17 protein-coding genes are annotated in these 15,020 nt (G+C 66.4%); 7 read left to right on the top strand and 10 right to left on the bottom strand.

Features of this window, described 5'->3' with window-relative positions; all coding sequences use genetic code 11:
• Positions 1–120: 120 nt before the first annotated feature.
• Positions 121–795: a RadC family protein gene (gene radC / locus DU505_RS11280; protein WP_114479089.1), complete on the bottom strand. Its 675-nt coding sequence runs from the start codon at positions 793–795 to the stop codon at positions 121–123.
• A 129-nt stretch (positions 796–924) separates the two neighbouring features.
• On the opposite strand from radC, the gene coaBC reads away from it, so the two are divergent.
• The 5 genes from coaBC to slmA all read left to right on the top strand — a co-directional run bounded on the left by coaBC (position 925) and on the right by slmA (position 5,880).
• Positions 925–2,193 (top strand): bifunctional phosphopantothenoylcysteine decarboxylase/phosphopantothenate--cysteine ligase CoaBC, encoded by a 1,269-nt coding sequence (coaBC, locus tag DU505_RS11275; protein WP_114479088.1) that lies wholly within the window; start codon positions 925–927, stop codon positions 2,191–2,193.
• A gap of 46 nt (positions 2,194–2,239) precedes the next feature.
• Entirely contained in the window at positions 2,240–2,734 is a 495-nt protein-coding gene (gene dut, locus DU505_RS11270) for a dUTP diphosphatase (protein ID WP_114479087.1), read from the top strand.
• Positions 2,735–2,837: 103 nt separating this feature from the next.
• Positions 2,838–4,235 (top strand): phosphomannomutase/phosphoglucomutase, encoded by a 1,398-nt coding sequence (locus tag DU505_RS11265; RefSeq protein WP_114479086.1) that lies wholly within the window; start codon positions 2,838–2,840, stop codon positions 4,233–4,235.
• 34 nt (positions 4,236–4,269) lie between these two features.
• Entirely contained in the window at positions 4,270–5,190 is a 921-nt protein-coding gene (argB, locus tag DU505_RS11260) for an acetylglutamate kinase (RefSeq protein ID WP_114479085.1), read from the top strand.
• Between the two features lie 78 nt (positions 5,191–5,268).
• The gene (gene slmA, locus DU505_RS11255) at positions 5,269–5,880 is read left to right on the top strand and encodes a nucleoid occlusion factor SlmA (protein ID WP_114479084.1); all 612 of its coding nucleotides are present in this window, start codon (positions 5,269–5,271) and stop codon (positions 5,878–5,880) included.
• Between the two features lie 81 nt (positions 5,881–5,961).
• On the opposite strand, the gene rpoH is transcribed toward slmA, so the two are convergent.
• The 4 genes from rpoH to ftsY all read right to left on the bottom strand — a co-directional run bounded on the left by rpoH (position 5,962) and on the right by ftsY (position 10,041).
• Positions 5,962–6,828 carry an RNA polymerase sigma factor RpoH gene (gene rpoH / locus DU505_RS11250; protein ID WP_114479083.1) on the bottom strand — a complete coding sequence of 289 codons (867 nt, stop codon included), beginning with the start codon at positions 6,826–6,828 and terminating at the stop codon, positions 5,962–5,964.
• Between the two features lie 206 nt (positions 6,829–7,034).
• A complete protein-coding gene (gene ftsX / locus DU505_RS11245; RefSeq protein WP_114479082.1) occupies positions 7,035–8,015 on the bottom strand; it encodes a permease-like cell division protein FtsX in 981 nt (326 codons plus the stop codon).
• Positions 8,012–8,680, bottom strand: a complete 669-nt coding sequence (ftsE, locus tag DU505_RS11240) for a cell division ATP-binding protein FtsE (RefSeq protein ID WP_114479081.1) — start codon at positions 8,678–8,680, stop codon at positions 8,012–8,014. Before ftsE ends, ftsX begins: the two co-directional genes overlap by 4 nt.
• Entirely contained in the window at positions 8,677–10,041 is a 1,365-nt protein-coding gene (gene ftsY, locus DU505_RS11235; RefSeq protein WP_114479080.1) for a signal recognition particle-docking protein FtsY, read from the bottom strand. The genes ftsE and ftsY overlap by 4 nt, the downstream gene beginning before the upstream one ends.
• Positions 10,042–10,129: 88 nt before the next feature.
• Between ftsY and rsmD the strand changes: the two genes are divergently transcribed.
• Positions 10,130–10,768 carry a 16S rRNA (guanine(966)-N(2))-methyltransferase RsmD gene (gene rsmD / locus DU505_RS11230; RefSeq protein WP_114479079.1) on the top strand — a complete coding sequence of 213 codons (639 nt, stop codon included), beginning with the start codon at positions 10,130–10,132 and terminating at the stop codon, positions 10,766–10,768.
• 122 nt (positions 10,769–10,890) lie between these two features.
• Positions 10,891–11,082 carry a cell division protein ZapB gene (locus DU505_RS11225; RefSeq protein ID WP_114479078.1) on the top strand — a complete coding sequence of 64 codons (192 nt, stop codon included), beginning with the start codon at positions 10,891–10,893 and terminating at the stop codon, positions 11,080–11,082.
• A gap of 48 nt (positions 11,083–11,130) precedes the next feature.
• Here DU505_RS11225 and DU505_RS11220 read toward each other — a convergent pair whose 3' ends face one another.
• From DU505_RS11220 to DU505_RS11200, 5 genes are all read right to left on the bottom strand, one after another.
• The gene (locus tag DU505_RS11220) at positions 11,131–11,676 is read right to left on the bottom strand and encodes a GNAT family N-acetyltransferase (RefSeq protein WP_114479077.1); all 546 of its coding nucleotides are present in this window, start codon (positions 11,674–11,676) and stop codon (positions 11,131–11,133) included.
• Positions 11,669–12,526, bottom strand: a complete 858-nt coding sequence (locus DU505_RS11215) for a hypothetical protein (protein ID WP_181872803.1) — start codon at positions 12,524–12,526, stop codon at positions 11,669–11,671. The genes DU505_RS11220 and DU505_RS11215 overlap by 8 nt, the downstream gene beginning before the upstream one ends.
• Entirely contained in the window at positions 12,523–12,831 is a 309-nt protein-coding gene (locus DU505_RS11210) for a BolA family protein (RefSeq protein ID WP_114479076.1), read from the bottom strand. The genes DU505_RS11215 and DU505_RS11210 overlap by 4 nt, the downstream gene beginning before the upstream one ends.
• A 35-nt stretch (positions 12,832–12,866) precedes the next feature.
• Complete coding sequence (locus DU505_RS11205) at positions 12,867–14,276, bottom strand: MFS transporter (protein WP_114479075.1); 1,410 nt, start codon at positions 14,274–14,276, stop codon at positions 12,867–12,869.
• A 79-nt stretch (positions 14,277–14,355) separates the two neighbouring features.
• Positions 14,356–14,742, bottom strand: coding sequence for a hypothetical protein (locus DU505_RS11200; protein ID WP_114479074.1), 387 nt, complete (start codon positions 14,740–14,742; stop codon positions 14,356–14,358).
• Positions 14,743–15,020: the final 278 nt, after the last annotated feature.

The following is a 15,020-nucleotide window of genomic DNA, read 5'->3' as shown; positions in this document are numbered from 1 at the left end:
TACACTCTTTGCCCCCTACTCCCGCAAGCTTTCATGCCCACCCCGACCGACCAGCGAACCGAGCGAGCGAAGACCAGGCAAGGTTCAACGCCGCATGGCCGAGCGCAGCCGGTTCCGCACCTAGATCCACCCTCTTTCTGCGAAGGACACCACCTCTCCGTCGCCGACGACGAAGTGATCCAGCACCCTTATCTCGAAAAGACCCAGCGCCTCGCGCAGCCGCTGGGTGATGCGGCGGTCGGCGTCGCTGGGCTCGGCCACGCCGGAGGGGTGGTTATGGGCGAAGATGATGGCACCGGCGCCGAGCTCGAGGGCGCGTCGCGCCACCTCCCGGGGATACACCGAAGCGCTGTCGAGGGTACCGCGAAACAGCGACTCGAACTGGATGACCCGGTGCTGGGTGTCGAGGAACAGCGCCGCAAACTCCTCATGCCCCAGGTGGCGCAGCTGTGCGGCCAGATAGGCTCGCACCAGGCTCGGTGAGGTCAAGGCATCGCCGCGGGCCAATTGGCTGGCCAAATGGCGCTTGGAGAGCTCCAGGGTCGCCTGCAGCTGGACGAACTTGGCCATGCCCAGGCCCCGCTCGGCGCAGAAGCGCGACTGGTCGGCCTCCAGCAGCTGTCGCAGCCCGCCAAACGCCGACAGCAGGTCGCGGGCCAGGTCGACGGCCGAACGCCCGGCCACGCCCACCCGCAGGAAGATCGCCAGCAGCTCGGCATCCGACAGTGCCTCGGCGCCCAGCGCCAGCAGTTTCTCTCGCGGGCGCTCGCCCTCGGGCCAGTCACGAATCGACATCCCTGTCTTCTCCCGTCATGCATCCTTGATAACAAGGCATTATAGACACAACACAAAAGATTACCCCGGCTGCGTCGAGCCCTTCTCGATGGTATGGTAGACGGTCGAATTTCAGTTCAGGAAGCAGCCATGTCAACGCTTTCGGGCACCAGGCTGGCCGGCCGACGCATCCTGCTCGGCATCAGCGCCGGCATCGCCGCCTACAAGAGTGCTCAGCTCGCCCGCCTGCTAAAGCAGGCGGGCTGCGAGGTGCGCGTGGTCATGACCGAGGGCGCCCAGGCCTTCATCACCCCGTTGACGCTTCAGGCGCTGACGGGGGAGCCGGTACGCACCTCGCTGCTCGACCCCGAGGCAGAGGCCGGCATGGGCCATATCGAGCTCGCTCGCTGGGCGGATGTCGTGCTCATCGCCCCGGGCACCGCCGACCTGATGGCGCGCCTGGCCACGGGCATGGCGGACGACCTGCTCACGACCCTGTGCCTGGCCAGCGAGGCCGACAAGGTCATGGCGCCGGCCATGAACCAGGCCATGTGGCGCCACGTGGCCACCCAGCGCAACGCCGAGCGCCTGCAGCAGGATGGCTGGCGCCTGCTGGGGCCCGACAGCGGTGACCAGGCCTGCGGCGACGTGGGGCCGGGGCGCATGCTGGAGCCCGAGGCTATCGTTGCAGAACTCCTTGCTCAGCCCACCGAGACGCCGCCGCAGGAGCTGCCGGCGCGGGGACTGCATATCGTGATCACCGCCGGTCCCACCCGCGAGCCGCTGGACCCCGTGCGCTACCTCTCCAACCACAGTTCCGGCAAGATGGGCTATGCCCTGGCCGCTTCCGCCGCCCGGCTGGGCGCCCGAGTCACTCTGGTGAGCGGCCCGGTAACCCAGGTGACACCCGAGGGGGTCGAACGGATCGACGTGGAGACGGCGCTGGAGATGCTGGAAGCCTGTCGGGGCCTGGTCGCCGCATGCGATATCTTCATCGGCTGTGCCGCGGTGGCCGACTACCGCGTCGATGCGGTCGCCGAGCACAAGATCAAGAAGCAGGAAGGCGAGGACGGCCTGACGCTGAAGCTGATCAAGAATCCGGATATCATTGCCGATGTCGCCCTCAAGCGCGATTCGGCCAGCCGCCGCCCCTTCGTGGTGGGCTTCGCCGCCGAGACCCGCGACCTGGAGGCCTACGCCCGGGACAAGCTGACGCGCAAGCAGCTGGACATGATCGTCGCCAATGATGTCTCTACCCAAGGCCTCGGCTTCAGTGCCGATGACAATGCCGCCCTGCTGCTGTGGCGGGAAGGCGAAGGCGAAGGCGGCGAAAACCTGCCGCCCCAGACCAAGACACGGCTGGCGGACGCCATCTTGAGGCGCGCCCTGAGCTGCCTGCCCGACGGCCCGACGCACTGAGCCCGACACACGCAAACCGAATGTAGCCGCACACAACGGAACCACGATGACCGAGACTCAGCCCACATCGCCCGTCACCCCACCGACCGACAGGCCCAGGCTTGCGGTCAAGCTGCTCGACGAGCGCCTGCACGACTACATGCCCCGCTACGCCACGCTGGGCTCCGCCGGCATGGACCTGCGTGCACTGCTCGATGCGCCGCTGACCCTCGAACCCGGTCAATGCGAACTGGTGCGTACCGGTCTCGCCATCCACATCGGCGACCCCAATCTCGCCGGCCTGATCCTGCCGCGCTCCGGGTTGGGTCACAAGCACGGTATCGTACTCGGCAACCTGGTGGGGCTGATCGACTCCGACTACCAGGGCGAGCTGATGATCTCGACCTGGAACCGCGGCAGCACTACCTTCGTACTGGAGCCTTTCGAGCGTCTGGCCCAGTATGTACTGGTACCGGTGGTGCAAGCCGAACTCGAGATCGTCGATGGCTTCGAGGCCAGCCTGCGCGGCGAAGGCGGCTTCGGCAGCTCGGGACGCCGCTGATCTGATCATCGAAACACTGCGTCGGCCGTCCCAAGGAACGGGCCGCCCGGCAGGGTCTTCGCAACCTGCACTTGAAATCACACCTGTCTGACAAGGAACCGCTATGAGCCCAGTCAAGAACAGCCCCGTACCGGCCTCCATCTTCCGTGCCTATGACATTCGCGGCATCGTCGATGACACCCTCACAGAGGAGACCGTCGAGCTGATCGGTCGCGCCATCGGCTCGGAAGCCGCTGCCCGTCACGAATCCACTGTGGTGGTGGCTCGGGACGGACGCCTTTCCGGCCCCCGGCTGAGCGAGGCGCTGACACGCGGCCTGACCGCCGCCGGCCGTGACGTGATCGACATCGGCATGGTGCCCACACCGGTACTCTACTTCGCCACCCACGTTCTGGAAGGCACCGCCTCGGGCGTCATGGTCACCGGCAGCCACAACCCGCCAGACTACAACGGCTTCAAGATCGTGCTGGGCGGCGAGACCCTCTCCGGCGAGGCGATCACCGCGCTCTACCGGCGCATCGCGTCGGGCGACCTCAGCGAGGGTCAGGGCAGCGTGCGCCAGGACGACCTGCGCGATGCCTACCTGGAGCGCATTCTCGGCGACATCACGCTTGAACGGCCGATCAAGGCGGTGGTGGACTGCGGCAACGGCGTGGCCGGCGAGCTGGGTCCGAAGCTGATCGAGCGGCTCGGCGCCGATACCATCCCCCTGTTCGCCGAGATCGACGGCACCTTCCCCAACCACCATCCGGACCCGGGCAAGCTCGAGAACCTCCAGGACCTGATCCGCGAGGTGAAGGCAAGCGGTGCCGATATCGGACTGGCCTTCGATGGCGACGGCGACCGGCTCGGCGTGGTCACGCCGACCGGCAAGCTGATCTACCCCGACCACTTGATGATGGCCTTCGCCGAGGACATGCTCTCGCGCAACCCGGGCGCCAAGGTGATCTTCGACGTCAAGTGCACGGGCAACCTGGCCCGGGTCATCGACGACGCCGGCGGTGAGCCGGAGATGTGGCGTACCGGCCATTCGCTGATCAAGGCGCGCATGAAGGAGACCGGCGCCCTGCTGGCTGGCGAGATGAGCGGACACATCTTCTTCCAGGAGCGCTGGTACGGCTTCGACGACGGCATCTACGGCGCCGCCCGGCTGCTGGAAATCCTCTCCAAGCAGGACAAGGACGCCGATGCCTTCTTCGCCCGCTATCCCCAGGATATCGGCACGCCGGAGATCAACATCCAGGTGACCGACGAGACCAAGTTCGACCTGGTGGAGCGACTGGCCCGGGAGGGCGATTTCGGCGAGGACGGGGTCAAGACCACCCTGGACGGCATTCGTGTCGACTATGCGGACGGCTGGGGTCTCTGCCGTGCCTCCAATACCACACCGGTGCTGGTGCTGCGCTTCGAGGGCAAGAGCAACGAGGCGCTGGCACGTATCCGAGCCCGCTTTGCCGACGCCCTGAAGCAAATCGACCCAGCACTGACGCTGCCGCTGTGATCGGCAACGTCTACCGTACCCGCAAGGAATGACCATGACCCAACCGACCCGTGATCCGCGCCTGGTAGTGGAAGTGCTCTCCGAGGCACTTCCCTACATTCAGCGCTTCACCGGCAAGACCGTCGTCGTGAAGTACGGCGGCAATGCCATGACCGAAGACACCCTGATCGACTCCTTTGCCCGGGACATGGTGTTGATGAAGGAGGTCGGCATCAATCCGGTGGTGGTCCACGGCGGTGGCCCGCAGATCGGCGACCTGCTGACCAAGCTGAAGATCGAGTCACGCTTCGTCAACGGCATGCGGGTCACCGACTCCGAGACCATGGATGTGGTGGAGATGGTGCTGGGCGGCCTGGTCAACAAGGGGATCGTCAACCTGATCAACCAGTGCGGCGGCAAGGCGATCGGCCTGACCGGCAAGGATGGCTCACAGATCCGGGCGCGCAAGCTCAAGGTGGAACACCAGACCCCCGAGATGACCGCGCCCGAGATCATCGACATCGGCCATGTGGGCGAGGTCGAGCATATCTCCACCGACCTGATCGAGATGCTCGCCGAACGCGACTTCATCCCGGTGATCGCCCCCATCGGCGTCGACGCCAAGGGCAACAGCTACAATATCAACGCCGACCTGGTGGCCGGCAAGGTCGCAGAGGCGCTGGGCGCCGAGAAGCTGATGCTGCTGACCAACGTCGCCGGACTGATGAATGCCGAAGGCGAAGTGCTGACGGGCCTGACCACCGCCCAAGTGGATGCGCTGATCGCCGACGGCACCATCCACGGCGGCATGCTGCCGAAGATTCGCTGCGCCCTGGATGCGGTCAAGGGGGGCGTGGCGAGCGCCCATATCATCGACGGCCGCGTCCCCCATGCCACCCTCCTGGAGATATTCACCAACGCCGGCGTCGGCACCCTGATCACCGACGCCGAACGCCACGGCAACGACGCCGGCTGAGCGTTATGTTCGTCACGGCACCGTGCCGTGGCGGACACGCCCCCGGACCAAGTCAGACAACCAAAAAAAGATACCGACATGACGCAGGCAACCAACCCATCCAGCCGCCGCGAGCAGATATTGCAGGCGCTCGCACTGATGCTGGAGGAAGACAGCGGCAAGCGCATCACCATTGCGGCGCTGGCGCGCCAGGTGGGCGTGTCCGAAGCCGCGCTCTACCGACATTTTCCGAGCAAGGCACGCATGTTCGAGGGTCTCATCGCCTTTATCGAAGAGACGCTGTTCGAACGCATTACCCGCATCCTCGAGGAAGTCCCCGACGCCATTCCGCGCTGCGGCCAGATCCTCACCCTGCTGCTCGCCTTCGCCGAGAAGAACCCGGGGCTTTCACGCTTGCTCGGCGGCGACGTGCTGACCGGCGAGACCGCCCGCCTGCGCCTGCGTATCCATCAGCTCTTCGAGCGCCTGGAAACCCAGCTCAAGCAGGTGCTGCGAGAGGCCGAGCTGCGCGAAGGCTGTCGCCCCACCCTGCCGGTATCGGCGACGGCCAACCTGCTGATGGCCCAGGTGGAAGGTCGCATCTCGCAGTATGTGCGCAGCGACTTCCGCCGCCTTCCCACCGAGCATTGGGAAGACCAGTGGGCCCTGCTCTCGGCGCAGCTGATGCGTCAGGCACGACAGAGCGCCTGATCCCTCCCCCACGCAGCCCAGATGCACGAAGCCCCGGTCAGTGACCGGGGCTTCGATGTGCATGCGCGGGATCGGTGCGGCTCAAGCGGCCAGCGTGTCACCCAACTGTAGCCGAATCTTCTTCATGGCGTTCTTCTCGAGCTGGCGAATGCGCTCGGCAGAAACGCCGTAGACGTCGGCCAGATCGTGCAGGGTGGCCTTGCTCTCGGCCAGCCAGCGGCGCTGCAGGATGTCGCGGGAGCGCTCGTCCAGCGCCTCGAGGGCGAACTGCAGCCGGCGACTGGCATCACCCTCCCAGTCGCTGTCCTCGAGCAGAGTTGCCGGATCGGCGCTGGCATCGTCCAGGTAGTGTGCCGGCGACTGGTAGGTGGACTCCTCATCGTCGCTGGGCGAGGCATCGAAGCCGGCATCGTGTGCCGACAGGCGACCTTCCATCTCACGCACCACCTCCGGCTTGACGTCAAGATCCCTGGCGATGGCGTCGACTTCGTCATTGTTCAGCCAGGCCAGACGCTTCTTGGCGCTGCGCAGGTTGAAGAAGAGCTTGCGCTGGGCCTTGGTGGTGGCGATCTTGACGATCCGCCAGTTGCGCAGCACGAACTCGTGGATTTCCGCCTTGATCCAGTGCACCGCAAAGGAGACCAGGCGTACGCCCTGGTTCGGATCGAAGCGCTTGACCGCCTTCATCAGGCCAACGTTGCCTTCCTGGATGAGATCGGCCTGGGGCAGGCCGTAGCCGGAGTAGCTGCGCGCGATATGCACGACAAAGCGCAGATGCGACAGCACCAGACGGCGCGCCGCTTCAAGATCGCCCTCGTCATAGAGGCGGAAGGCGAGCTCGCGCTCTTCATCGGCGGTAAGCATCGGAATGCCGTTTACCGCCTGGATATACCCATTGAGGTCATGGCCCGGCGATAACTGTCCCACCGGTAGAAGACTGGTGCTCATATGCAGGTTGTCTCCCTCGAAACCCTGGTTCGTACTGTTCGTGGTCGCTATGTTTGACGGCCACGACCATAGAATGTTCCGTCTTTGCTGGCTAGCGTGGCAGATTCCGCGGCTATGTACCAGCGGATGAAATCCAACCCTCCGCGACCCGTATCGCGGCCGAACCTCCGCCGCTCCTTATCGCGGCCGAATCTCCGCGACCCACTTTAACGCGGCCGAACCTCCGCGAGGTGGCGGCTCACAGCGATCCAGGCACCCAGCCAGCCCAATAGTGTACTGCAGATCAGCAGCGTTGCCGAGCCCGAGATACCCAACTGGGGTAGCCGGAAGGTGGCGCCATAGCTGGCGGCCAGGGCGCTGACGGGGGCCGCCAGCCACTCGTTACCGAGCCCCAGGAGCCCCCAGGCGAGCAGACCGCCTCCCAGACCATACCAGGCGCCGCTGTAGAGGAAGGGCCGGCGCACGAAGGCGTGGGTCGCGCCGATCAGCATGACCACTTCGATCTCCCGGCGCCGGCTCTCTACCGCCAGGCGAATGGTGTTACCCACCACCAACAGCACGCCGAGCCCGAACAGCACGGCCAGGGCCAGGGCCACGCGACTGCCGAGCTCGGCCAGGTGACGCAGCCGCTCCAGCCAGGCCAGGTCGAGGCGCACTTCATCCACCCCGGTCAACTCCTGCAACGACTGAGCCAGTGCGTCAACCGCCTCCGGCGCCGGGTCCAGCGGTGTCACCACCACGCTTGCCGGCAGTGGGTTTTCGTCGAGACGACCCAGGGCATCGGCCAGGCCTAGCGCCTGCTGGAACTCGGCCATGCCCTCGGCTGCAGTGATCAGGCGGGTACGCGCCACTCCCTCGTGGGCGCCGATGGCCTCGTCGATACGGCCGGCTTCGGCTTCATCGACCTGATGTGCCAGATAGACGGTCAGGGTGGCGCTCTCCTCCAGCTCGGCGTCAAGCAGCCGGGCGCTGTCCAGTGTCAGCCACAGGGCCGCCGGCAATACCAGGGCGATGGCGATGGCCAGCATGGTCAGCAGACTGCCCACCGGGTGCTTGAGCAACCGCCGGGCACTATCCAGACACATGGCGCGATGGTGGCGTCCCCAGGCACGCAACCGGCTGCCGGTACGCGGCCCGCCCTGGCTGCGCGCCCCACGAGGGGGCTGACGAGCGTCGCCTCGGCTCATGCGGCCTCCTCGTCGGCCACCAGCCGCCCATCCCGAAGCCGTAGCATGCGGTGGCGCAGCCGGGTGATCAGCGCCAGGTCGTGGCTGGCGATCACCACCGTCGTGCCAATCCGGTTGAAGTCCTCGAACAGTGCCATGATATCGGCGGAGAGCTGGGGGTCGAGGTTACCGGTAGGCTCATCGGCCAGCAGCAGCGACGGCTTGTTGACCACTGCCCGGGCGATGCCCACGCGCTGCTGCTCACCGCCGGAGAGCTCGATGGGCAACGCCTTCTCGCGATGCAGCAGGCCGACCTTGTCCAGCGCCGCCCGCACCCGGCGCGCGGCTTCGCGGTGCTCGACGCCGCGGATTTCCAGCGGCAGTGCCACGTTATGATAGATGGAGCGGTCCAGCAGCAGCTGGTGATCCTGGAAGACCACGCCGATCTGGCGACGATAGAACGGCACCTGGCTGGCGTGCAGTCGGGCGATATCGTGACCCGCCACCAGCACCCGGCCCCGGGTCGGCCTCTCCAGGCGCATGATCAGCCGCAGCAACGAACTCTTGCCGGCACCGGAGTGGCCGGTGAGAAAGACCATCTCGCCCCGGTCTACGCGGAAGTCGAGGTTGGCGAGCGCGTCGAAACGCCCGCCGTATCGCTTCCCCACATGTTCGAAGACGATCATGCGGAGGCAGCGTCGCTATCGTTATCCTGGTCGAAGAGGGCATCGACGAAATCCCGGGCCGCAAAGGGCCGCAGGTCGTCCAGGCTCTCGCCCACGCCGATGTAGCGGATCGGCGTACCGAGCTGCTTGGCCAGGGCGAAGATGATGCCGCCCTTGGCGGTGCCGTCAAGCTTGGTCAGAGTGATCCCGGTCACCGGCACGGCCTCGTTGAAGGTCGCAGCCTGGGAGAGGGCGTTCTGGCCAGTGCCGGCATCGAGCACCAGCATCACCTCATGGGGCGCCGTGCCGTCCAGCTTGCCCATGACCCGGTGCACCTTCTTGAGCTCTTCCATCAGGTGGCCCTTGTTGTGCAACCGGCCGGCCGTATCGGCGATCAGCACGTCCACCTTGCGCGCCTTGGCGGCGGCGACGGCGTCAAAGATCACCGATGCGCTGTCGGCGCCGGTGTGCTGGGCGATGACGGGTACGCTGTTGCGCTCACCCCACACCTTGAGCTGCTCAACCGCGGCGGCGCGGAAGGTATCGCCGGCAGCCAGCATCACGCTTCGGCCCTCGCGCTGGAAGCGCTGGGTCAGCTTGCCGATGGTGGTGGTCTTGCCCACGCCGTTGACCCCTATCACCAGGATCACGAAGGGGCCTTCACCCTTGGGTGGCAGCGCCAGCGGCTGTGCCACCGAGTCGAGCATCACAGTCAACTCGTCCTGCAGCGCCCGGTAAAGCGCCTGGGGATCCTTGAGCTCCTTGCGGGAAACGCGCTCGGTCAGCCGGTCGATGATCTCGGTGGTGGCCTCGATGCCCACATCGGCCATCAGCAGCTGGGTCTCCAGGTCCTCGATCAGCTCGTCGTCGATCTGCTTCTTACCCAGGAAGAGCCCGGCGATGCCATCGGTGAGGTTGGCGCGGGTCTTGCCCAGTCCCGAGCGAATACGCGCGAACCAGCCCTTTTTCTCGGAGACCGGCTTTTCCTGCAGCGGCGTGCGGGCCGACTCAGGCTCGGGCATCGACGGCTCGGCGTCGGGCACCCGCGCTGGCCCGGGCGCTGATGGCGCGGGCTCAGCTTCTGGCGCCAACGCTTCATCCCGAAACGCCGCGTTCTCCTCCTCGGGGCTGACTTCCTCGACGGCTTCTGTGCGAGCGAGCACCTCGTCAGCGGCCGGGCCGGCCATGGCGACCTCCTCGGGTCGCTGCGCTTCGGTGATCGCCGGCTCCGACGGGGCCGGCGCCGAAGCAGACGGCTCGGGGGAGGATTCCTCAGCCGCCTGGGCGGGTGTCGCCGATGCCTCTTCCTCGGCCAAGTGCTCCGATTCCGTTGGCCGCTGCTGCTCTTCCTGCTGCTTCTTGCGCTTGAAAAAACCGAACATGGGGGAATTCAGCCTCACGGGTGAATGATCGCTACATCCTACCACCGCGCACCATGACTGTGGACAAGTCGACAGGTACAATTCCCCCATGACCCGCCGCCGCCCGACGCCCCGCCCCCACCGCTCCACCAGCGATACCCGCCAGGACAAGGGCGGCGGTCGCCTGCGCCTTATCGGCGGCGAGTTTCGCCGCCGCCTGCTGCCGGTGCTGGACAGCCCCGGCCTACGCCCGACCCCCGACCGGGTACGAGAAACGCTGTTCAACTGGCTGGCGACGGCCACGCCAGGCGCGCGGGTACTCGATCTCTTTGCCGGCACCGGGGCGCTGGGCCTGGAAGCGCTCTCCCGCGGCGCCCTTGAGGCAGCGTTCATCGAACGTGACGTCAGAGTGGCCCAGGCGCTTGGCGCAAATCTCGAAACCCTGGGCGCCGCACAGCGCGGCCAGGTGATCACCGCCGATGCGCTCGCTTTTCTGACCGCTCCCCCCGCCGACGCCACCCCGCCCTTCACGCTGGTATTTCTCGACCCGCCCTTTCGCCAACAGCTGGCCCAGCCCTGCTGCGAGCGTCTGGAGCGTGGCTGGCTGGCGGAGGAAGCCTACATCTATGTGGAAACCGAATCGGAGCTCTCCCCCCAGGTGCCGGGCAGCTGGCAACTGCACCGGGAGGTACGTGCCGGGGACAGCACCGGGCGGCTTTATCGACGGCTGCCGGCCGACGACAGTTGACGCTTCATCGTCGCCTTCCGGCAACGCTTGCCGAGCCGAGGCCCTCGGCGTTACGCTGCGCGTCGGAGATCGACGGCGGGCATGGGTCCGTCGCGCAGGACGTCTTTTCAGGAGAACACAGGATGAGCACCGAACTCTTCAATCGGCTCGAACAGAAAGTCGCCAGCGCCGTCGAGGCACTGGAATTGCTGAAGATGGAAGCCGAGGAACTGCGCGAGGAGAACAGCCAGCTCAAGCAGGAGCGCGAGGAGTGGGAACGCCGCCTCACCGCCCTGCTGGGCAAGTTCGATGAGGTGGAAACGAGCAACGGCTGAGCTCACCTACATAAGCTCACCTACATAAGCTCACCTACATGAGCTCACCTACAGCAGTCGGCGCGACATCAGTATCGCATCCTCCCGCTCCGCGCCGGCGCTCGGTGCGCCCCCTGGCCCAACGCCTCCCCACGTAGCGACGCCACCGCCGGCTTGCGGTTCGGCCCTGGTTTTAAGGGCAGGGGATTCAAGGGCCGGATAGTAGCCACGACGCCTGCCGTCCTCACAGAAGCCCGCCTGGCGATACAGGGCAATGGCGCCTGAATTGCTTGCCCTGACCTCCAGCAGCAGGCGCTCGCTCTCCCAGCGCAGCGTCTGGTCGATCACTGCCGTGAGCAGGCTCGTCGCCAGGCCGCGTCGACGCATGTTCGGCGCTACCAGCATGGCTTGAAGTTCGGCTTCGAAGGGCTGGCGAGCCACCACGGCGTGTCCGGCGAGCCGGCCCTCCACCTCGACACCCAGGACGCAGACCGCTTCGTCGGTCAGGATCGTCTCGAGTTGGTCGCGTGTCCAGGGGCGGGGGCGTGCCCGCTCCAGTACCACCAGGCGCTCCAGGTCGGCCACGCCCAGACGCCGGAATACCCCTTCAGTCATGGCCCGGGGCCTCGCCACCTGGCCTCGAAAGCGACTCTTCCTCACTATTGCTGTGCCAGGCCTTGCGCCAGGTAACCAGCGATGGCCACAGGGCGCGCTTGGCCTCGCCACTACTCGCCAGCGTGTCGAGCCCAGGCCCGTGCCAGCCGGGCAGGTCCAGCAGTTCGCAATGCTCGCTATCCAGGCTCAGTACCCGATCGAGCGTCTCGTCACTGCCAAAGAGCAGTACCCGCTCCGGCGCCCAGCCGTGTCGACCCGCCCCGGCAATGAAGGCTTGCAACCCCTCCCTCGCCTCTTCCAGCGGCGACTCGGCGGGAAGCCCCTCCACCGGAGGCCAGCGGAAGCCCTGGAAGCGAGGGAGACGTGACGGCGTGATGCCCACGGCGCGCAGCAGGTTGGCGAGCAGTTTCAAATGCACTTCCGCTGGTGGCTCGTCCCCCGGCATCAGGAGCAGCCAGCGGTCGTCAAGGCAAGCCACCTGCAAGGAAAAGCGCAGCGGCTCCTGATTGGCCGGCGCTTCACTGGCCGAAGCGGCTTCGGCGGCGTCCGCTGCCTGGCCGGCCCCGGCCTCCACGCCGCCTCCGCCCAACAACAGTCGGGCTCGGCCGGGCTGCGCAGCCCGCGGCGATGGCGGTGGGGAGGCTACGCTGGCAGGCTGCCTCGCCATTGGCGGTTCGGCGTCCTCCAGCAACGCATGAAGGCGCTCGGCGGGCGGTGCCGTGGCGGGCCGCTCAGGTGGGGCCCACTCACACGCTTCGGAGGGCCGGGCGTTGGGCAGTCGGTAGCGGGCCACCCAGGCAGTCAGCCCCATGGCTTCCAGATATTGCAGGCGCTGCGGTTCGGATGTCACGCGCCGCCGCCACGACAGTCGGGAGAGTCGGGCCTGGCGCTGCCGCGAGCCTCCCACTCGGACGGTGTATAGAGATGCAATGCCAGGGCGTGCACCGGGCCGGAAAGCTCATCGGACAGCACCGCATAGAGCCGCTGATGGCGCTTGACCGGCATCAGCCCCTGGAAGTGCTCGGCTACCATCGTGACCTTGAAGTGGGTCTCGGAATTGGCCGGCACGGAATGCCGGTGGCTCTCGTTCTCCACCGTCAGAAACGTGGGCTCGAGGGCCTGCAGTTTCGCTTCTATATCGGCCTGGACACTCATGTGGGCTCCACGGAGAAGGGTGAGCACTCATTGTACTATCTAGGTGGTGATGACGTCTGCCGTGAGCTCGCCTGAGCGGCGCCGGCCAGCTGCATCCTGGCAAGGCTGGCGGCCAACGCCAGGATACAGGCCAGACAGCCGATCCACAGCGTGGCCTGCACCGGTGCATTCGCGGCCAGGAAGGCGCCTACCAGCGCCACACCAAGCGACTGCCCCACGGTCCGCGTGGTGCTGAGCACCCCTGAGGCGGCGGTACTCAACTCCCGGGGGGCACTGGTCATCATCTCGCGATTGTTGGGCGGCTGGAACAACCCGAAGCCCATGCCGCAAAGCGCCGTGCGCCACAGACTGTCCACCACGCTGGCATCACTCTTCAGCAGCGCCAGCGAAGCCAGCCCCGCCAACAACAGCAGCAGGCCCGCGCTGGCCAGGATGCTGGGGTTGACCTTGTCCGCCAGCCGGCCGGCAAAGGGCCCCACCAGCATGATGGCGAGCGGCCATGGCGTAAACAGCCAGGCGGTCTCCAGCGGGGTGAAGCCCATCTCCTGCTGATAGAGGAACGTCAGCGCCACGAAGGCCAGCCCCTGACCGACAAAGGCGAGCCCCGAGGCCGACACCGCAAGGCTGAAGCGAGGCTCCTGAAAGAGCCTCGGGGGGAGGAGCGGATGGCTGGCGCGCCGCTGGCGACGCAGGAACAGATACCCGGTCGCCAAGCTCAAGGCCAGCCAGCCCAGCCACTGCCAGACCGGTGCGTTGTGTCCCAGGGCATCCAGGCCCAGGAAGAAACTGCCCAGCATGATCACGGAGCCCAGTGCTCCCCGACCATCGAAGCCACCACGGCGGCCCGGCTCCCGGGGCAGCGCCCGCCACGCCAGCCACAGTGAACAGAGGCCCAATGGAATGTGCAGGGCAAAGAGCCAGGGCCAGTTGGCCACCGACAGCACCAGGCCGCCCAGGGCCGGGCCGGAGGCATAGCCACCGGCCACGATCAGCGCACTCAAGCCGAGCGCGGAGCCCAGCAGCCGGGTGGGAAAGATGGAGCGATAGAGCGAGGGGCCGATGGAGAGCGTCGCGGCGGCTCCCAGCCCCTGCAGGGCACGGAACACCAGCAGCAGCTCCAGGCTGCGCGACAGGGCGGCACCCAGCGAGGCAATCACGAAGAGTATCAGGCCCGCCACATAGAGACGGCGACGGCTGATCATCTCGCTGAAGGAGGCGAACACCAGCAGGAAGGCGGCACAGACGATCTGGTAGAGGTTGGAGACCCAGACGGCACGCGCGGCGGACACCTCCAGGTCGCGGGCGATCGAAGGCAGCGCCAGGTTGATCATGGTGGTGTCCACCACGGCCATCAGCGTGCCGAGAATCAGCGCCAGTACCGCCAGGCGCCGCTCGGGGCCCGGCAGCCCATCGTCGCCAGGCCGGGTCTCGAAGAGTCGGCTCATCCTGTTTCCATCACAGCGGGGTCCGTAACGAGAAAACCGGCCTTAGCCGGTTCTCCTTATCTTGCTGTAAGCGCTTTCCCTAGTCCTGGTCTGTTTCCAGCAGCAGCGAATCGTCCACCTCGGAGATTTCCAGCGCCGCTTCATTATCCAGGTCGATGGCCAGGTAGCTGTGCTCGATCTGCAGAAAACGCTGGAACAGGGCCCAGTCCACGGCCTCGGGCCACTGCCGCTCGTCCTCTTCCCAGGCGCGCAGCTCGGTCTCGAGGATCTCCAGGTAGCGCTCGCGGACGAAGCCTTCCAGCGCCTCCGGCGTGTCCATCTCGGGAATGAGGTAGACGGTGCTTTCGCGTTCGACGTCGGCCAGGGTGAGGTCGTCGTCCCCCACCGTGGGTTCCAGCGCATTGATCCATTCCACGAAATGCCGGGTCGGCCTGACGCTCAGGGCGGAGCGGTTGAGCAGTTTCATCACGGTCTCCTCGACGTCGAAACGGTGATCATTATGGGTGCTAGTGCCGCTGCTTACCAATACTTCCGCCGGTCGACACAGAGAATGCCGAGGGCTTTTCCGGGGGGCAGGCCTTCGAGGAGGCGCTGTGAACCCATCCTTGGGCGCTACATTCGTCCTGCTGCGTTCTCGCCTCCTGCTCCGCTTGCAGGGCCGGGGTTGGCCATCCATGGCCAACCCGTTCGGAGCAATGCTCCTCACCCATGACGAATGACCTCCTCTTCGGCCTCCCCCCGGCG

The organism is Billgrantia montanilacus (assembly GCF_003336675.1).
GTDB classification, from domain to species: domain Bacteria; phylum Pseudomonadota; class Gammaproteobacteria; order Pseudomonadales; family Halomonadaceae; genus Halomonas; species Halomonas montanilacus.
Note: the sequence above shows the minus strand (reverse complement) of the source record. Positions and strands in the feature narration are given on the sequence as shown.

Excerpts from the sequence above, each read along its gene's own strand:
- radC (WP_114479089.1), bottom strand. The coding sequence starts at position 795 with ATGTCGATTCGTGACTGGCCCGAGGGCGAGCGCCCGCGAGAGAAACTG.
- coaBC (WP_114479088.1), top strand. The coding sequence starts at position 925 with ATGTCAACGCTTTCGGGCACCAGGCTGGCCGGCCGACGCATCCTGCTC.
- dut (WP_114479087.1), top strand. The coding sequence starts at position 2,240 with ATGACCGAGACTCAGCCCACATCGCCCGTCACCCCACCGACCGACAGG.
- DU505_RS11265 (WP_114479086.1), top strand. The coding sequence starts at position 2,838 with ATGAGCCCAGTCAAGAACAGCCCCGTACCGGCCTCCATCTTCCGTGCC.
- argB (WP_114479085.1), top strand. The coding sequence starts at position 4,270 with ATGACCCAACCGACCCGTGATCCGCGCCTGGTAGTGGAAGTGCTCTCC.
- slmA (WP_114479084.1), top strand. The coding sequence starts at position 5,269 with ATGACGCAGGCAACCAACCCATCCAGCCGCCGCGAGCAGATATTGCAG.
- rpoH (WP_114479083.1), bottom strand. The coding sequence starts at position 6,828 with ATGAGCACCAGTCTTCTACCGGTGGGACAGTTATCGCCGGGCCATGAC.
- ftsX (WP_114479082.1), bottom strand. The coding sequence starts at position 8,015 with ATGAGCCGAGGCGACGCTCGTCAGCCCCCTCGTGGGGCGCGCAGCCAG.
- ftsE (WP_114479081.1), bottom strand. The coding sequence starts at position 8,680 with ATGATCGTCTTCGAACATGTGGGGAAGCGATACGGCGGGCGTTTCGAC.
- ftsY (WP_114479080.1), bottom strand. The coding sequence starts at position 10,041 with ATGTTCGGTTTTTTCAAGCGCAAGAAGCAGCAGGAAGAGCAGCAGCGG.
- rsmD (WP_114479079.1), top strand. The coding sequence starts at position 10,130 with ATGACCCGCCGCCGCCCGACGCCCCGCCCCCACCGCTCCACCAGCGAT.
- DU505_RS11225 (WP_114479078.1), top strand. The coding sequence starts at position 10,891 with ATGAGCACCGAACTCTTCAATCGGCTCGAACAGAAAGTCGCCAGCGCC.
- DU505_RS11220 (WP_114479077.1), bottom strand. The coding sequence starts at position 11,676 with ATGACTGAAGGGGTATTCCGGCGTCTGGGCGTGGCCGACCTGGAGCGC.
- DU505_RS11210 (WP_114479076.1), bottom strand. The coding sequence starts at position 12,831 with ATGAGTGTCCAGGCCGATATAGAAGCGAAACTGCAGGCCCTCGAGCCC.
- DU505_RS11205 (WP_114479075.1), bottom strand. The coding sequence starts at position 14,276 with ATGAGCCGACTCTTCGAGACCCGGCCTGGCGACGATGGGCTGCCGGGC.
- DU505_RS11200 (WP_114479074.1), bottom strand. The coding sequence starts at position 14,742 with ATGAAACTGCTCAACCGCTCCGCCCTGAGCGTCAGGCCGACCCGGCAT.